This is a genomic window from Streptomyces sp. NPDC088910 (assembly GCF_044749865.1).
In the GTDB taxonomy this organism is placed as follows: domain Bacteria; phylum Actinomycetota; class Actinomycetes; order Streptomycetales; family Streptomycetaceae; genus Actinacidiphila.
This window is the reverse complement of the sequence record NZ_JBIVIV010000009.1, coordinates 124,329-139,844: the sequence shown is the minus strand read 5'-3', so window position 1 is coordinate 139,844 and position 15,516 is coordinate 124,329. Positions and strand designations below refer to the sequence as shown.

Annotated in this window: 13 protein-coding genes and 1 tRNA gene; 4 read left to right on the top strand and 10 right to left on the bottom strand. The window is 71.7% G+C overall.

What is annotated here, in order from left to right:
• Positions 1 to 42 precede the first annotated feature (42 nt).
• The 6 genes from ACIP4Z_RS21540 to ACIP4Z_RS21515 form a co-directional block, all read right to left on the bottom strand.
• Positions 43 to 534, bottom strand: a complete 492-nt coding sequence (locus ACIP4Z_RS21540) for a hypothetical protein (protein ID WP_401310690.1) — start codon at positions 532 to 534, stop codon at positions 43 to 45.
• Positions 535 to 642: 108 nt separating this feature from the next.
• Positions 643 to 1,236 carry an aminoacyl-tRNA hydrolase gene (gene pth / locus ACIP4Z_RS21535; RefSeq protein WP_355337992.1) on the bottom strand — a complete coding sequence of 198 codons (594 nt, stop codon included), beginning with the start codon at positions 1,234 to 1,236 and terminating at the stop codon, positions 643 to 645.
• A 193-nt stretch (positions 1,237 to 1,429) separates the two neighbouring features.
• Positions 1,430 to 2,035 (bottom strand): 50S ribosomal protein L25/general stress protein Ctc, encoded by a 606-nt coding sequence (locus tag ACIP4Z_RS21530; RefSeq protein ID WP_401310328.1) that lies wholly within the window; start codon positions 2,033 to 2,035, stop codon positions 1,430 to 1,432.
• Between the two features lie 220 nt (positions 2,036 to 2,255).
• Entirely contained in the window at positions 2,256 to 3,236 is a 981-nt protein-coding gene (locus ACIP4Z_RS21525; protein ID WP_355337998.1) for a ribose-phosphate diphosphokinase, read from the bottom strand.
• A 143-nt stretch (positions 3,237 to 3,379) separates the two neighbouring features.
• The gene (gene glmU / locus ACIP4Z_RS21520) at positions 3,380 to 4,837 is read right to left on the bottom strand and encodes a bifunctional UDP-N-acetylglucosamine diphosphorylase/glucosamine-1-phosphate N-acetyltransferase GlmU (protein WP_391051663.1); all 1,458 of its coding nucleotides are present in this window, start codon (positions 4,835 to 4,837) and stop codon (positions 3,380 to 3,382) included.
• A 108-nt stretch (positions 4,838 to 4,945) separates the two neighbouring features.
• Positions 4,946 to 5,017, bottom strand: a tRNA-Gln gene (locus ACIP4Z_RS21515).
• A 221-nt stretch (positions 5,018 to 5,238) separates the two neighbouring features.
• On the opposite strand from ACIP4Z_RS21515, the gene ACIP4Z_RS21510 reads away from it, so the two are divergent.
• Both ACIP4Z_RS21510 and ACIP4Z_RS21505 read left to right on the top strand, forming a co-directional pair.
• A complete protein-coding gene (locus tag ACIP4Z_RS21510) occupies positions 5,239 to 6,231 on the top strand; it encodes a fatty acid desaturase (RefSeq protein ID WP_391051661.1) in 993 nt (330 codons plus the stop codon).
• A gap of 148 nt (positions 6,232 to 6,379) precedes the next feature.
• A complete protein-coding gene (locus ACIP4Z_RS21505; protein WP_188282429.1) occupies positions 6,380 to 6,982 on the top strand; it encodes a TetR/AcrR family transcriptional regulator in 603 nt (200 codons plus the stop codon).
• Between the two features lie 122 nt (positions 6,983 to 7,104).
• On the opposite strand, the gene ppc is transcribed toward ACIP4Z_RS21505, so the two are convergent.
• The gene (gene ppc / locus ACIP4Z_RS21500; RefSeq protein ID WP_355338007.1) at positions 7,105 to 9,840 is read right to left on the bottom strand and encodes a phosphoenolpyruvate carboxylase; all 2,736 of its coding nucleotides are present in this window, start codon (positions 9,838 to 9,840) and stop codon (positions 7,105 to 7,107) included.
• A 256-nt stretch (positions 9,841 to 10,096) separates the two neighbouring features.
• Between ppc and ACIP4Z_RS21495 the strand changes: the two genes are divergently transcribed.
• Entirely contained in the window at positions 10,097 to 11,440 is a 1,344-nt protein-coding gene (locus ACIP4Z_RS21495; protein ID WP_401310322.1) for a sensor histidine kinase, read from the top strand.
• A gap of 303 nt (positions 11,441 to 11,743) precedes the next feature.
• On the opposite strand, the gene ACIP4Z_RS21490 is transcribed toward ACIP4Z_RS21495, so the two are convergent.
• From ACIP4Z_RS21490 to ACIP4Z_RS21480, 3 genes are all read right to left on the bottom strand, one after another.
• Positions 11,744 to 12,706 carry a DivIVA domain-containing protein gene (locus tag ACIP4Z_RS21490; RefSeq protein ID WP_355338013.1) on the bottom strand — a complete coding sequence of 321 codons (963 nt, stop codon included), beginning with the start codon at positions 12,704 to 12,706 and terminating at the stop codon, positions 11,744 to 11,746.
• A gap of 190 nt (positions 12,707 to 12,896) precedes the next feature.
• Positions 12,897 to 13,541 (bottom strand): NADPH-dependent F420 reductase, encoded by a 645-nt coding sequence (locus ACIP4Z_RS21485; RefSeq protein WP_401310319.1) that lies wholly within the window; start codon positions 13,539 to 13,541, stop codon positions 12,897 to 12,899.
• 47 nt (positions 13,542 to 13,588) lie between these two features.
• Entirely contained in the window at positions 13,589 to 14,401 is an 813-nt protein-coding gene (locus ACIP4Z_RS21480) for an inositol monophosphatase family protein (RefSeq protein ID WP_391162309.1), read from the bottom strand.
• Positions 14,402 to 14,517: 116 nt separating this feature from the next.
• On the opposite strand from ACIP4Z_RS21480, the gene ACIP4Z_RS21475 reads away from it, so the two are divergent.
• The gene (locus ACIP4Z_RS21475; RefSeq protein WP_355338022.1) at positions 14,518 to 15,429 is read left to right on the top strand and encodes a LysR family transcriptional regulator; all 912 of its coding nucleotides are present in this window, start codon (positions 14,518 to 14,520) and stop codon (positions 15,427 to 15,429) included.
• The last annotated feature ends 87 nt before the right edge of the window (positions 15,430 to 15,516 follow it).

Sequence of the window (15,516 nt, the reverse complement as noted above, 5' to 3'; positions counted from 1 at the left end):
CGCGGGGGCGTCGGGCGAGCGTGCCCGACGCCCCCACGCGTCCTACAGCAGCAAGAAGGCCGCACCGATAAGCGCCGCCCCCAGCGCCGCCAGCGTCCACGCCGTGCGCCGCATCCGCAGCGCCCCGCCGGCCACGACCGCGGCCAGCAGCAGGGCTCCGGCCAGCGGCACCCAGGAGAAGAACAGGCCGCCCCAGTCGGACCGTACGACCGTGTTCGTCCCGGGCTTCACCACGACCGGCACACGGTCGCCGACATGGTGTGTGACCGGCAGGCTGATGACCACCTTCGGGCGGGCGACGGCCGACCCCTTCGGCGCGAAGGGTCCGGTGCAGGTGGAGTCGCCGCAGTTCGTCAGCGTCATCGTGCCGTGCTCGTGCCCCTTGGTGAGCATCACGTATTGCGCGGTCTTCCACGAGTCCCAGGCGCCGGACGCCAGGAGCAGCAGCACCAGCGCCCACCCGCCCACCACCCGGGCCAGCAGGACCAGCCCCCAGGTGCCCTCGGCCATCCGGCGGGAACGGCTGCGTTTCACCATGCGGGCGATCTTTGGCCATCGCATGCCGTCCGGTCAACCTCGGTACGCGCCCGCCCTCGACAAGGGTGAGCGCCGTGTCCGGCGGTTGACCGGTCGCGCGTCCGGTCAGGTGTTGTACGTGCTCTGCGCGCGCTCCAGGCCCTCGGTGATCAGCGCCTCGACCGCGTCCGCCGCCCGGTCCACGAACCAGTCCAGCTCCTTGCGCTCGGTGGACGAGAAGTCCTTGAGCACAAAGGCCGCCACGTCCATCCGGCCCGGTGGACGGCCGATCCCCGCGCGCACCCGCAGATAGTCGGGGCCCATCGACTTGGTCATCGACTTGAGGCCGTTGTGGCCGTTGTCGCCGCCGCCCAGCTTGAGCCGCAGCGTGCCGAAGTCGATGTCCAGCTCGTCGTGGACGGCGATGATCCGCTCGGTCGGCACCTTGTAGAAGTCGCGCAGCGCGGTCACCGGGCCACCGGACAGATTCATGTACGACTGGGGCTTCGCCAGCACCACCCGCTGGTTCGCGGGACCGGGCGGGCCGATCCGGCCCTCCACGACCACGGCCTGCGCCTTCTGCGCGCGCTTGAACTTGCCGCCGACCCGCTGGGCGAGCAGATCGGCCACCATGAAGCCGATGTTGTGCCGGTTCCCCGCGTACTCGGGGCCCGGATTGCCGAGGCCCGCGACCAGCCAGGGCCCTGAGGTGTCACTCATCCACGTCTCCGACTCCGTGTCGCCGACTTCGTACCGGGAAAACGGCCGCCGCCGCACTCCGTGAGGGTGCGGCGGCGGCCGGGGTCACACGCGAGCACGTCAGCACGCGAGCGCGCGGGCACGTGAGCGTACGCACACGAGCACGTCAGCACACGAGCGCATAAGCGCGCGAGGACCGGGGGAGCGCGGGGGACTACGCCTCGGCGGCGGCGTCCTCGGTGCCCTCGGCGTCCTCGTCGCCCGCCTCGTCGGCGGCCTCGGCCTGGGCCGAGACGACCTGGATGACGACCGCGTCCTCGTCGATCGCCAGGGTGGAGCCCTTGGGCAGGGTGATGTCCTTGGCGAGGATGGAGGCGCCGGCCTCCAGGCCCTCGATGGAGACGGTGACCGCGGTCGGGATGTGGGTCGCCTCGGCCTCGACGGGCAGCGTGTTGAGCACGTGCTCCAGCAGGTTGCCGCCGACGGCCAGCTCGCCCTCGGTCTGCACCGGGATCTCGACGGTGACCTTCTCGCCGCTCTTCACGGACAGCAGGTCGACGTGCTCGATGGTGCCGCGCAGCGGGTCGCGCTGGACCGCCTTGGGGATGACCAGCGCGGTCTTGCCGTCGAGCTGGAGGGAGATCAGCACGTTCGCGGTGCGGAGCGCGAGCAGCAGCTCGTGGCCGGGGACGGTGACGTGCTGCGGGTCGGCGCCGTGACCGTAGATGACGGCGGGGACCTGGTGGGCGCGGCGCACGCGGCGGGCGGCGCCCTTGCCGAACTCGGTGCGCGGCTCTGCGGCGATCTTGACCTCGGCCATGATGCTCAACTCCTCGATACGGAAAACTCGGTACGCGAAAGGGGGGTCATACGGTCGCCCGACCCACGACGGGCCGTTCCACGACTCACCCCCGCTTGCGCGGAGACCGTTACGAGGAGCGCGCCGATAACGGAGGTCCGCCGGAAAAACCGGGGCCTCCCTCGCCGAGCAACGCGGACAGCGTAACCGGCGGGGAGGCCCCGGGAGAAATCGATCTAGCTCAGTGCTCGGAGTCCTCGAACAGGCTGGTGACCGAGCCGTCCTCGAACACCTCGCGCACCGCGTTGGCGATGGTCGGCGCCATGGACAGCACGGTGATCTTGTCGAGGTTCAGCTCGCGCGGCGTCGGCAGGGTGTCGGTGAGGATGAACTCGCTCACCCGGGAGTTCTTCAGCCGGTCCGCGGCGGGCCCGGAGAGCACACCGTGGGTGGCGGTCACGATGACGTCCTCGGCGCCGTTGGCGAACAGCGCGTCGGCGGCGGCGCAGATCGTACCGCCGGTGTCGATCATGTCGTCGACCAGGACGCAGACCCGGCCCTTGACGTCACCGACGACCTCGTGGACCTTCACCTGGTTGGCGACGTCGGGGTCACGGCGCTTGTGGACGATGGCCAGCGGCGCGCCGAGCCGGTCGCACCAGCGGTCGGCGACCCGTACCCGGCCGGCGTCCGGGGAGACCACCGTGAGCTTGGCGCGGTCGACCTTGGCGCCCACGTAGTCCGCGAGCACCGGCAGGGCGAAGAGATGATCGACCGGGCCGTCGAAGAAGCCCTGGATCTGGTCGGTGTGCAGGTCGACCGTGAGGATGCGGTCGGCGCCCGCGGTCTTGAACAGGTCCGCCATCAGCCGGGCCGAGATCGGCTCACGGCCGCGGTGCTTCTTGTCCTGCCGGGCGTAGCCGTAGAAGGGCACGATCACGGTGATGCTCCGGGCGGAGGCCCGCTTGAGAGCATCGAGCATGATGAGCTGCTCCATGATCCACTTGTTGATGGGAGCGGTGTGGCTCTGGATGAGGAAGCAGTCCGCGCCGCGGGCCGACTCCTGGAACCGCACATAGATCTCGCCGTTGGCGAAGTCGAAAGCCTTGGTCGGCACCAGGCCGACTCCGAGACTGTGTGCCACCGCCTCCGCCAGATCGGGGTGGGCGCGGCCGGAGAAGAGCATCAGCTTCTTCTCACCGGTCGTCTTGATCCCGGTCACTGCACCGTCTCCTTGGAGTTTTCGACTGGTGTTCGGCACAGCGTCGCCTTCGGTTAGGCGTGCTGGCGGAATTGTGTGCAAGCCACACGGTACGCCCCAACCGGCGCATCTGTGCACCTCAAGAGGCCCGGATGAGACGTCCCTCACTCGCCCTGCGGCGTGTCTCCTCGTTGTGCGCGTTCGGCGGCCTCGGCGGCGGCGCTGCCGGGACGCTTGCGCGCCACCCAGCCCTCGATGTTGCGCTGCTGACCGCGGGCGACGGCCAGCGACCCCGCGGGAACGTCCTTGGTGATCACCGATCCGGCGGCGGTGTACGCGCCGTCCCCGACGGTGATCGGCGCCACGAACATGTTGTCGGAGCCGGTCTTGCAGTAGCTGCCGATGGTGGTGTGGTGCTTGGCCTCGCCGTCGTAGTTCACGAAGACGCTGGCGGCGCCGATGTTGGTGTACTCGCCGATCGTGGCGTCCCCCACATAGCTGAGGTGCGGCACCTTGGTGCCCTCGCCGATCGAGGCGTTCTTCATCTCCACGTACGTGCCCGCCTTGGCCTTCGGGCCGAGCTTGGCGCCGGGCCGCAGATACGCGTACGGGCCGACGGTCGCCTGCTCGCCGATCTCGGCCTGGTCGGCGACGGTGTTGGACACCCGTGCGCCGGGGCCGACCGCGGTGTCGGTGAGCGTGCAGTTGGGGCCGACCTCGGCGCCCGCGCCGACGCTGGTGGCGCCCAGGAGCTGGGTGTTGGGGTGCACCAGGCAGTCCTGCTCGAAGCGGACGTCGACGTCGACCCAGGTGGAGGCGGGGTCGACGACCGTGGCGCCGTCCAGCATGGCGCGGTGGAGCAGCCGGTCGTTGAGCACCCGGCGGGCCTCGGCGAGCTGCACCCGGTTGTTCACCCCGGCGATCTCGCGGTGGTCGGGGGCGACGTACGCGCCGACGCGGTGGCCGGCCTCGCGCAGGATGCCGAGGGTGTCGGTCAGATACTCCTCGCCCTGCGAGTTGTCCGTGGTGATCTTGCCGAGCGCGTCGGCGAGCAGGGCCGCGTCGAAGGCGTAGACCCCGGAGTTGATCTCGGCGATCGCCAGTTGGGCCGGTCCGGCGTCCTTCTGCTCGACGATCGCGGTGACCCGGTCGTCGGAGGAGCGGATGATCCGGCCGTAGCCGGTGGGGTCGGGCACCTTCGCGGTGAGGACCGTCACGGCGTTGCCGTCGCCCTCGTGCGCGCCGACCAGGGTGTGCAGGGTCTCGGCGGTGAGCAGCGGGGTGTCGCCGTAGGTGACCACCACGGTGCCGTCCAGGACGACGCCCTGCGCGGACAGCGCGTCCAGGCCGATCCTGACCGCGTGCCCGGTCCCGTTCTGCTCGTGCTGCACGGCGGTGAGCGCCTGCGGGTCGATGCCGTTGAGGTGCTCGGTGACCCGCTCGCGGGCGTGGCCCACGACCACCACGAGGTGCTGCGGCGCCAGTTCGCGGGAGGCGGCGACCACATGGCCGACCAGGGAACGGCCGCAGATGGGGTGGAGGACCTTCGGGGTGGCCGACTTCATGCGGGTGCCCTCACCCGCGGCGAGGACGACGACGGCAGCCGGACGGTTCGGGCTCACGTGAGGAGACTCCTCGGCTTCGGGTGCTGGACATCCGCAGGATACCGACGGGTTCCCGGATGGACGCCGGGCGGCCCCGGCCGGACCGGCCGGGGCCCCGGTGAGGTGCTCCGCCGCCAGGACTCGAACCCGGACATAAGGCACCAAAAGCCCCAGTGCTGCCAATTACACCACGGCGGATCAAGCCGCGCTTTCGACCCGTTGGCGAGCCGGGCGGGCTGGACTTCACCATCATGCCGTACGAGCCGGGGTGGACGCGACGTAGATCCGGGGTAGAGATCGCACGACGGGCCGCGCGAAGTGGTTCTGTCGCTCGTCGTCGGCCGCTGCAATACTTACGGCGGCGTAAGTTACGGCTTGACCGGCTGAAACCAGCCCCCTCAGATCCCCAAGGGACAGACATGACCACGCACACGGACGTGAGGCCCGAGTCCCGGGAACCCGGGCCCTCGGGACAGGAAGACGCGCTGAACAGCGCCACCCGCGGTGGTGAGAGCAAGCGGTCGATCGAGCAGATCGCGCTGCTGCTGTTCATCAGCATCCCCTTCGTGGCGCTGGTGGCGGCCATCCCGCTCGCCTGGGGCCGCGGCATGAGCTGGCTGGATCTCGGCCTCATGATCGGCATGTACTTCCTCGGCTGCCACGGCATCACCATCGGCTTCCACCGGCACTTCACCCACGGTTCGTTCAAGGCCAACCGCCCCCTGAAGATCGCGCTCGCCATCGCCGGATCGATGGCCGTCGAGGGCCCGATCGTGCGCTGGGTGGCCGACCACCGCAGGCACCACAAGTTCAGCGACGCCGAGGGCGACCCGCACAGCCCGTGGCGGTACGGCGAGACGCTGCCCGCGCTGATGAAGGGCCTGTGGTGGGCCCACATGGGGTGGCTGTTCGACGAGGAGCAGACCTCGCAGGCGAAGTACGCGCCTGACCTGATCAAGGACTCCGCGATCCGCCGCATCTCGCGCGACTTCTGGCTGTGGACCGTGATCTCGCTGGCCATCCCGCCGGTGGTCGGCGGCCTCGTCACCATGTCGTGGTACGGCGCGTTCACCGCGTTCTTCTGGGGATCGCTCGTTCGGGTGGCGTTGCTGCACCACGTCACCTGGTCGATCAACTCGATCTGCCACGCGGTCGGCAAGCGCCCCTTCAAGTCCCGTGACCGCTCCGGCAACGTGTGGTGGCTGGCGGTGCTGTCCTGCGGCGAGTCCTGGCACAATCTGCACCACGCCGACCCCACCTCCGCCCGGCACGGTGTGCTGCGCGGCCAGGTCGACTCCAGCGCCCGGATCATCCGCTGGTGCGAACAGCTCGGCTGGGCCACCGACGTCCGCTGGCCGAGCGCGGACCGTATCGCGGCCCGCCGTAAGGAAAACATCAGTGAAGCGGCATGATTGACGCGTGAGCGACGGCAGCGGATCGAACGGCGACGGCGGAAGCGGCAGGGCCTCGGGTACGGATTCGGGTGCGAAGTCGGGCTCACGTCCGGCCACGGCCTCAGGCGTGGCGGGACCCACCGCCCGGCGCGCCCGCCGGGTCCGTATGACCGGCAAGGAACGGCGCGAGCAGCTTCTCGACATCGGCCGCACGCTCTTCGCCGAACGCGGCTTCGAGGGCACCTCGGTCGAGGAGATCGCCCACAAGGCGGGCGTCTCCAAGCCGGTGGTGTACGAGCACTTCGGCGGCAAGGAAGGGCTCTACGCCGTCGTCGTCGACCGTGAGATGCGCCGGTTGCTCGACATGGTGACCGGCGCCCTCACCGGCGGCCACCCCAGGGAGCTGCTGGAACAGGCCGCCTTCGCGCTGCTGGACTACATCGAGCAGTACACCGACGGTTTCCGCATCCTGGTGCGCGATTCACCCGTCGCCCAGTCCACCGGCACCTTCGCCTCGCTGATCAGCGACATCGCCACCCAGGTCGAGGACATCCTCGGCCACGAGTTCAAGCGGCGCGGCTTCGACCCCAAGCTCGCCCCGATGTACGCGCAGGCGCTGGTCGGCATGGTGGCGCTCACCGGCCAGTGGTGGCTGGACGCGCAGAAGCCGAAGAAGGCCGAGGTCGTCGCCCACCTGGTGAACCTCTCCTGGAACGGCCTGGCGGGCATAGAGCCCAAGCCGCGGCTGATCGGCCACCGCAAGAACTGAGGCGGCCGACGACGTACAGGCGCATAGGCGCACAGACGTACAGGCATACAGACGTACAGGCGTACAGAAGAAGGCGCCCGGCGGACCGATCATCGGTCCGCCGGGCGCCTTTCTCCTATCGCTCAGCCGGTGTTGCGCAGCCCCGCCGCCACACCGTTCACCGTCAGCAGCAGCGCGCGCGACAGCAGCGGGTCGGGGCTCTCGCCCCGCTCCGCCGCCGCCCGCTGCCGGGCCAGCAGCGTCACCTGGAGATACGAGATCGGGTCCAGGTACTGGTCACGGATGTGGAAGGTCTGCGCCAGCAGCGGGCTGCCCGCCAGCAGCTCGGACTCCCCGGTGATCCGCAGCACCTCGCTGACCGTCAGCGCGTGCTCCGCCTCGATCGTGGCGAAGACGTGCTTGAGCTCGTCGGGCACCAGGGTGTCCACGTAGTGCCGGGCGATCCGCAGATCGGTCTTGGCCAGGGTCATCTCGACGTTGGACAGGAAGTTGCGGAAGAAGTGCCACTGTCCGAACGCCTCGTCTATCACCGGGCCGAGCCCCGCCTCGCGGGCGGCCTTCAGCCCGGCGCCGACCCCGAACCAGCCGGGGACGATCTGCCGGGACTGCGTCCAGCCGAACACCCACGGGATGGCCCGCAGACCGTCCAGGCCCGCACCGGAGTCCGGGCGGCGCGAGGGACGCGACCCCAGGTGCAGCTCGCCGAGCTGGTCGACGGGCGTGGAGGCGAAGAAGTACGGCGGCAGGTCCGGGTCCTCGACCAGCTTGCGGTACGCGTCGTGGGCCGCCTCGGAGACGATGTCCATCGCCGCGTCCCAGCGCGACAGCGCCTCGTCGGACTGCCGGGGCGCGGTGTGCAGCGCGGACGCCTGGAGCGTGGCGGCGACCGTCAGTTCCAGGTTCTCCCGGGCCAGCGACGGGATCAGGTACTTGTCCGAGATCACCTCGCCCTGCTCGGTCACCTTGATCTCGCCCTCCAGGGTGCCCCAGGGCTGGGCGAGGATCGCGGTGTGCGAGGGGCCGCCGCCGCGGCCGACGGTGCCGCCGCGGCCGTGGAACAGCCGCAGCCGCACCCCGTGCCGGTGCGCGACGTCACGCAGCCGCCGCTGCGCCCGGTGGATCTCCCACTGCGAGGTGGTGATGCCGCCGAACTTCGACGAGTCGCTGTAGCCGAGCATGACCTCCTGCACGTCACCGCGGAGCGACACCAGCCGCCGGTAGGACGGGTCGGACAGCATCTCGTCCAGGAGCTGGTCGGCGATCTTCAGCTCGTCGGTGGTCTCCAGCAGCGGCACGATGCCGATCTTGGCGATCCCGGCGTGCAGGTCGATCAGCCCGGCCTCGCGCGCCAGCACCGCCGCCGCGAAGACGTCGTCCGAGCCCAGGCACATCGAGATGATGTACGACTCCACGACCTCCGGACCGAACCGCTCGAACGCCTCCCGGATGGTGTGGAACACCCCAAGCGTCTTGGCGCCCGCCTCGTCCAGCGGGGCGGGCGTCGGCGCCAGCGGGCGGCGCGAGCGCAGCTCCTTGGCCAGCAGCTTGCGCCGGTAGTCGCGCGGCATGTCCGCGTACCGCCAGGACTCCTCGCCGAGCCGGTCGAAGAGCTGCCCCAGCGCGTGGTGGTGCGCCTCGGCGTGCTCGCGCACGTCCATGGTCGCGAGCTGGAGGCCGAAGGCGGACAGGGTCCGGATCGTACGGTCCAGGCGGCCGTCGGCGATCAGGCCGCCGCGGTGGACGCGCAGCGAGTCCTGGATGAGCTGGAGGTCGTGCAGCAGACCGCCGGTGCCCAGGTAGTCGCGGCCGGGGACGTGCGGGGTGCCGCCGGCCAGCCGCTCGCGGGTGTTGACGAGCTTCTGCCGGATGCAGGTCGCCTTCAGCCGGTACGGCTCCTCGGCGTTCAGCCGCTTGTAGCGCGGGCTGATCTCGGGCAGCGCCACCAGGTCCGTGGCGAGCGAGTCCAGCAGGTCGGTGCTCGCGCCGCAGTTGCGGATCGAGTTGGACAGCGCGCCGCGCAGCACGTCCACCAGGTCGAGCGCGTCGGTGATGCCGTGCTCGTGCTGGAGGATCAGCACGTCCCAGGTGACCTGCGGGGTCACATTGGGGTTGCCGTCGCGGTCGCCGCCGATCCAGGTGCCGAAGGTCAGCGGGCGGGTCCCCGCGGGCAGCGGCAGCCCGACCCGCTCCAGCTCGGCCGCCAGGTCCTCCAGGACGTCGCCGACCGCGCCCGCGTGCAGTTCGTCCAGGTAGTAGATGGCGTTGCGCGCCTCGTCGGCGGGCTCAGGGCGCACCACCCGCAGCTCGTCGGTCTGCCACAGCAGGTCGATGTTCTCCGCGAGCCGCAGGTCCGCGCGGCGCCGGTCGCCCGTGCCCTGCCCGGTGGTGTCGTCCAGCAGCTCCGCGATCCTGCGCAGCTTGTTCAGCACACTGCGCCGCGCGGCCTCGGTGGGGTGCGCGGTGAACACCGGCCGCACGTTCAGATTCCGTACGGTCTCGCGTACGTGCTCGGGGTCGCCGTCCTTCAGCAGGTCGGCGGTCTGGGCGAGCAGGCCGCCCTCCTGCGCGCGGCGCTCGCGCAGGTCCCGGCCGCGGTGCACCTGCTCGGTGACGTTGGCCAGATGGAAGTAGGTGGAGAAGGCGCGTACCAGCTTGGCGGCGGTCTCCAGGTCGGTGTCGCCGAGAAGCGTGGCGGCTGCCTCGCCGTCGGTGCGGGTCAGGGCACGTACCCGCTCGACGAGATCGAGGAGTTCCTGGCCTTCCTGTCTCACCAGCGTGCCGCCGAGCAGTTCTCCCAGGCGGCGGATGTCGGCTCGCAGGGCGGTACTGCTCTCCGGGGCGGTGTCGGCGCTGCTCACAGGTGCGGCTCCTTGTGCAGTGGAAGTGGACGACGGCATACAAGGCGTAGGGAAAGACGTGGCTGCGGACCGCGCTGTCCGACCGCTCCAGGATAGGTGGCCGCCTCCGCGGCGAGACGGCCCGCCCATCTGGCGGACACGGCACCCGGTCGCGCTTACCCCTGGAGACCCTTACCGGTCCCGTCGGCCGATACCGCGCCGATACGGGGCTGACACGGCCGCCACGCCGCCTCGGGCACCGCCTAGTCTGGACGCCATGAGTACGACGGGGGCGCACGTACCGGACGACGGGGCTGGAGGACGGCCCGGGTCCGGCTGGTGGTGGTGGACGCGGCGGCGCGGCTTCCTCCTGGACCTGGCGCTGGCCGTGGCCTCGGCCGTGGAGTGCGCCTTCGAGGGCGTGACCTTCGCCCACAAGACCGGGGTGACACCCGCGGTGGCGGCGCTGATCGGGCTGCTCGCGGGCGGCACCCTGCTGCTGCGCCGCCGCTGGCCGATCGCCGTGGTCCTGGTGGGCATCGCCCTGAGCCCCGCCGAGCTGGGCTTCCTGCTGTCGGTGGTCGGCCTCTACTCCCTGACCGTCTCCGAGGTGCCGCGCCGGATCACCGCCGCGCTCGCCGCCATGAACGGCCTCGGCACCTTCCTGGTCTCCTTCATCCGCCTCCACGACAGCCTGCGCAACGCGGACGACAACCGCTCGATGTCCCTGCCGATCGTCCTGAGCACCTCACTCCTGCTCGCCCTCGGCCTCACCGCCCCGCCGGTCCTTCTCGGTCTGTACGTACGGGCCAGGCGCCGGCTGGTGGAGAGCCTGCGGGAGCGGGCCGACGGCCTGGAACGCGAGCTGGAACTCCTCGCGGAGAAGGCGGCCGAGCGCGCCGAGCGGGCCCGCGCCGAGGAGCGGACCCGGATCGCCCGCGACATGCACGACGTGGTGGCCCACCGGGTGAGCCTGATGGTCGTCCACGCGGCGGCCCTCAAGGCCGTCGCCCTCAAGGACCCGGCCAAGGCGTCCAGCACCGCGGAGTTGCTCGGCGACATGGGGCGCGAGGCGCTGACCGAACTGCGCCAGATGCTCGGGGTGCTGCGTACGGCGGCGCCCGAGCGGGCACCCGCGCCCGCGCCGCGGCTTCCCGCGCCGCGGGTTCTTGAGCCGGAGCCGGATACGGATACGGCTACGGAGCCGGAGCCGGAGCCCGAGGGGCCCTGCATCGACCAGCTCGGCGAACTCGTCGAGCAGTCCCAGGCCGCCGGGATGACCGTCGAGTTCACCGTCGAGGGCGAGGAGCGGCCCTGCGGCGCCCGCGTCGAACAGACCGTCTACCGCGTGGTGCAGGAAGCGCTCACCAACGTCCACAAGCACGCCGGGGGCGCCAGGGCCCATGTCCGGCTCGCCTACCGCGAGCTCGAGATCGCCGTCCTCGTTCTCAACGGGCCCTCCGACGGCACCCCGGCCACGCCGCTTCCCAGCGGGGGGCACGGGCTGGTCGGCATGAAGGAACGTGTCACCACCCACGGCGGGGGCTTCGCCGCGGGCCCCACCCCCGACGGCGGTTTCCGCGTCTCCGCCCTGTTGCCCCTGGCAGCCCGCCCGATCTGACGCCCGCCTGGCGCCGGACGGTAAGCCGCTCTTCGGGGGCGGGGCCCTGGGCGGTTCTTCTCCCAAGGCGGCTGGCCGATCCTTGAGGGGCGCGGGGAACTGCGCGCTCAGCCACCGACGGTGGCGCGGCCTTTGGCCACCGGCCCCCGCGGGGCAGACGCGGTTGTTCCCGGGCTGACAGCCCGGTGGGGGCGGGCCGCGCAGTTCCCCGCGCCCCTCAAGACAGCGCCCTGCGCAAGGGCAGGGCACCTTCCCCGCGCCCCTCAAGACAGCGCCCTGCGCAAGGGCAGCGCGCCCTGGGGGTCAGGCCGGGTCGGACGGGTCGGCTTGTTCGGGGAGGCCGGGGGCGCCCGGGGCTTCGGGGTGGTCCGGCCCGGAGGGCGGGAGGTGGCGGCCGGTCAGGGAGGCGAGGGTGGCCCGTACGTGCGCGAGATGCGCGCGAATCTCGTCGCGGTGCTGCTCGTGCTCGCGCAGCGAGCGCTCGCTCTCGCGGCGGGTGCGCTCCTCGTGCATGCGCGCCTGGGCGAGCAGTTCGGACGCCCGCTCCTCGGCCTCCTGCTGCTGCACCCGCAGGGCCTCCTCGGCGTCGGCACGCTCCTGGTGCGCCTCGTGGAGGCGCCGTTCGGCGTCGCCGAGGAGGTCGGCGAGCCTGCTGTCGACCCCGGCCTCGCGCTCGGCGAGCTCGTGTTCGAGGGTGTCGAGCCGTTCGCGGCGCTCCTTGTCGACCTCGGCCAGGGTCCGGCCGACGTCCTGCCGCATGGCGTCCAGGGCGCGGCCCGCCTCGCCGCGTACGGCCTCGGCTTCCGCGCGGGCCTGGCCGAGGATCTCGGAGGCGCGTCCGCACGCCTCGTCCAGGAGCCGTTCCGCCTGCTCCTCGGCGGCGGCGAGCCGGGCGGAGGCGGCGGCGCGGGCCTCGTCCTGAAGGGTGCGGCGGGCGGTCTCCGCGGTGTCGCGCGCGTGCTGCGCCTCGGCCTCGGCGCGGTCGCGTACGGCGGCGGCCTCCTCCTCGACCAGCCGCAGCAACTCCTGGGCGCCGTCGCCGAGCGCGTCGAACGAGGTGGCGCCGAGCGCTTCGACCTGGTGCCGCAACGAGGCGCACTCGGCGTCCATCTCGTTGGCGAGCACCGTCAGCCGGGCGGCCCGCTCCCAGGCGGCGTCCCGGTCCTCCGACAACTCGTCGAGGAAACGGTCGACCTGTTCCGGCCGATAGCCGCGTCCGCGCGCGGTGTCGATGTTGCGGGCTGACGATGCGGTGTTGCTGCTCATGCCCTGCCCCTCGCCGTCGGCCGTTCCGTCCTGCCTATTTTTGGCTTATGTCCGAATTGTACGGGCTGCGACACTCCGACCTGTCTCCTACCCATCCACTCCCTTCCCGATGGCCCCGAACGCAGACGGGCCGGGTGAAGAAGGGAAGTGCCCTTCGTCACCCGGCTCTTCGCCGCGTGCGGGGTGGGGGTCAGCGCGCGAGGGAGACGGCGAACGGCGTGAAGCCGTTCCGGCGCAGGACGTGGGGCACGACCAGGATCATGGCCTCGGCGGCGCGGGCGGTGCGAATGCCGCCGAGGTCCTCGATCCATGCGGGCCGCCAGCCCAGGTCGGCGAGCAGACCGGTGACGGTCTTCTTCGCGTCCTCGTCGTCCCCCGACACATAGGCGGTCGGCGGGGTGGCCAGGATCTCGGGAGCGGTCATGACCATGAACAGCATGGTGTTGAGGGTCTTGACCACACGGGTGTCGGGGAGCGCGGCCTGGAGGTGCTCGGCGAGGCTGCTGCCGGGGTAGCACAGGTCGCCGGGCAGCCCGTCCTCGGCGTCGCGGGTGGCGTTGGAGACATCGACGAGGATCTTCCCGGAGAGTTCGGCGCGCAGGCCGGTGAGGCGTTCCAGCGAAGTGTCGCCGGGCGTCGCGTTGATCACGATGTCCGCGCCGCGGGCGGCGGTGGGCTGGTCGGCGAAGGCGACCGTCGGGGCGGCCCCGGCGGCGCGGGCGGCGGTCTCCACCGGGGTCCGGCCGCCGAGGGTGACCTGGTGTCCCGCGGCGGAGAGCTTGTTGGCGAGGTGGGTCCCGACGCGGCCCGCGCCCAGGATGCCGATGGTGGTCATGAGGTGATGCTCCTTGCGGTGTCGAGCGGGTAAGGGCGGGCGTCCGGTCAGACGATCGGCGACAGGACCTCGCGGGCGGCGGCGTGGACGCCGGGGGCCGCGGCCAGGAAGTCGCGGCTGCGGGTGCTCCAGGGCTCGCCCGCCAGGTCGGTGACGGTGCCTCCGGCCTCGGAGACCAGCAGGGCGCCGGCGACCAGTCCCGAGCGGACGTCGGAGAACTGCCAGAAGGCGTCCATCCGTCCGGCGGCGACGTGGATGAGCTGCATCGTGGCTGGCACGGACACGCGTACGACCAGGCCGTTGACGAGCATGGCGGTGACGGAGTCGCCGATCCGCCGGAAGGTGCGCTCGTCCTCGCCGGGCCTGGCCTGACCGGTGCCGATGAGCGAGGCGGCCAGACCGGTCTTGGCGGACACCGCCAGGGGCCGGTCGTTGAGGCGGGCGCCGCCGCCGGCCACCGCGGTGTACGTGTCACCGGTCAGCGGCAGGTGGACGACGGTGAGCACCGGCTGGTTGTCGCGGACCAGGGTGGCGGTGACGGCCCAGTCGTCCATGCCGTGCACGTGGTTGATGTTGCCCTCGGCGGGGTCGACCACCCACCACTCCCCGGGCGGGAGCGCGCCGCCCGCCAACTCGTCCTCGGCCCACCGCGATCCCGGCCGGGCCCGCAGCAGCGGTTCGCGCAGCACGCTCAGCACCGCGTCGTCGTTGGCGTGGATCTCCGCGACGACCTCGTCCAGGCTCACGCCGCGGGCGTGCGTGGTGTGGCGGGCCCGCAACGTGCGACCGGCGGTCCGCACCGCGGCCGTCACGTCGGACAGGAGGGTCGTGCCGGCGGCGAAAGGCATGGCTGTGCTCATGGGGGGCTCCCTGGTGTCGATGGCCGCGGGGCGGTTCTTCTCGCGCCCGCACTTCGACGGTAGGTCGCCCGTGGATTAACAACAAGTGCATGCTTTTCACTTGTAGATTTACTGTCATGCAACTGGATCTGAACCTGCTCACGGCCCTGGACGCGCTGCTGGAGGAGGGGAGCGTCACCGGCGCCGCGGCCCGCCTCCATGTGACCGCGCCTGCGATGAGCCGGTCCCTGGGCCGTATCCGCAAGGTCACCGGTGACCAGATCCTGGTCCGCGCCGGGCGCGGCATGCTCCCCACCCCTCGCGCGCTGGCCATGCGCGCCGAAGTCCACGCCCTCGTGCAGCAGGCCCACCGCCTGCTGTCCGCCCGGCAGAGCCTCGACCTGGCGGCTCTGGACCGGGTCTTCACCGTGCGCTGGCACGACGCGCTGACCGCGGCCTGCGGCACCGCCCTGACCACGGCCGTCCGCGAGCAGGCGCCCGGCGCCCGGCTGCGCCTGTCCGCCGAACCCGGCACGGACACGCCCGAGTCGCACCGGGGCGAGGTCGACCTCGAATCCAGCTCCGGCCGGTCGGCGCTTCCCGACATCCGCCACCGCCTCGTCGGCAGGGACCGGCTGGTCGTCGCCGTCCGGCCCGGCCACCCGCTGGCCGAGGGCCCGTTGAGCCCCGAGCGTTACGCGGCGGCGGAACACCTCACCGTTTCCCGGCGCGGAAGCCTGCGCGACTCGGTCGACGACGCCCTGGCGGCGCACGGCCTCGAACGGCGCGTCGCCGCCGCCGGGCCCACCGCCGCCTTCGCACTGCGGCTGGTCCTCGACACCGACCTCGTGGTCACCGTGCCCGACGCGGTCACCCGCGAGGCCAGGGACCACCTCGGCCTGCTCACCCTGCCGACGCCGCTCCCGCTGCCCGACGTCCCCTTGTACCTGCTGTGGCACCAGCGGTACGACGAGGACCGCGCCCACATCTGGCTGCGCGACCTGGCCACCGAAACCGTCCAGGCGCTGTTCGCACCCCTGAACGCCTGACCGGCCCGCCGGATCGGCACGCTTGACCGGCCCGCCTGAACGGCACAGCGAACGGCCCCGCCGCGGCGGGGCCGTTCCCTGACGCCT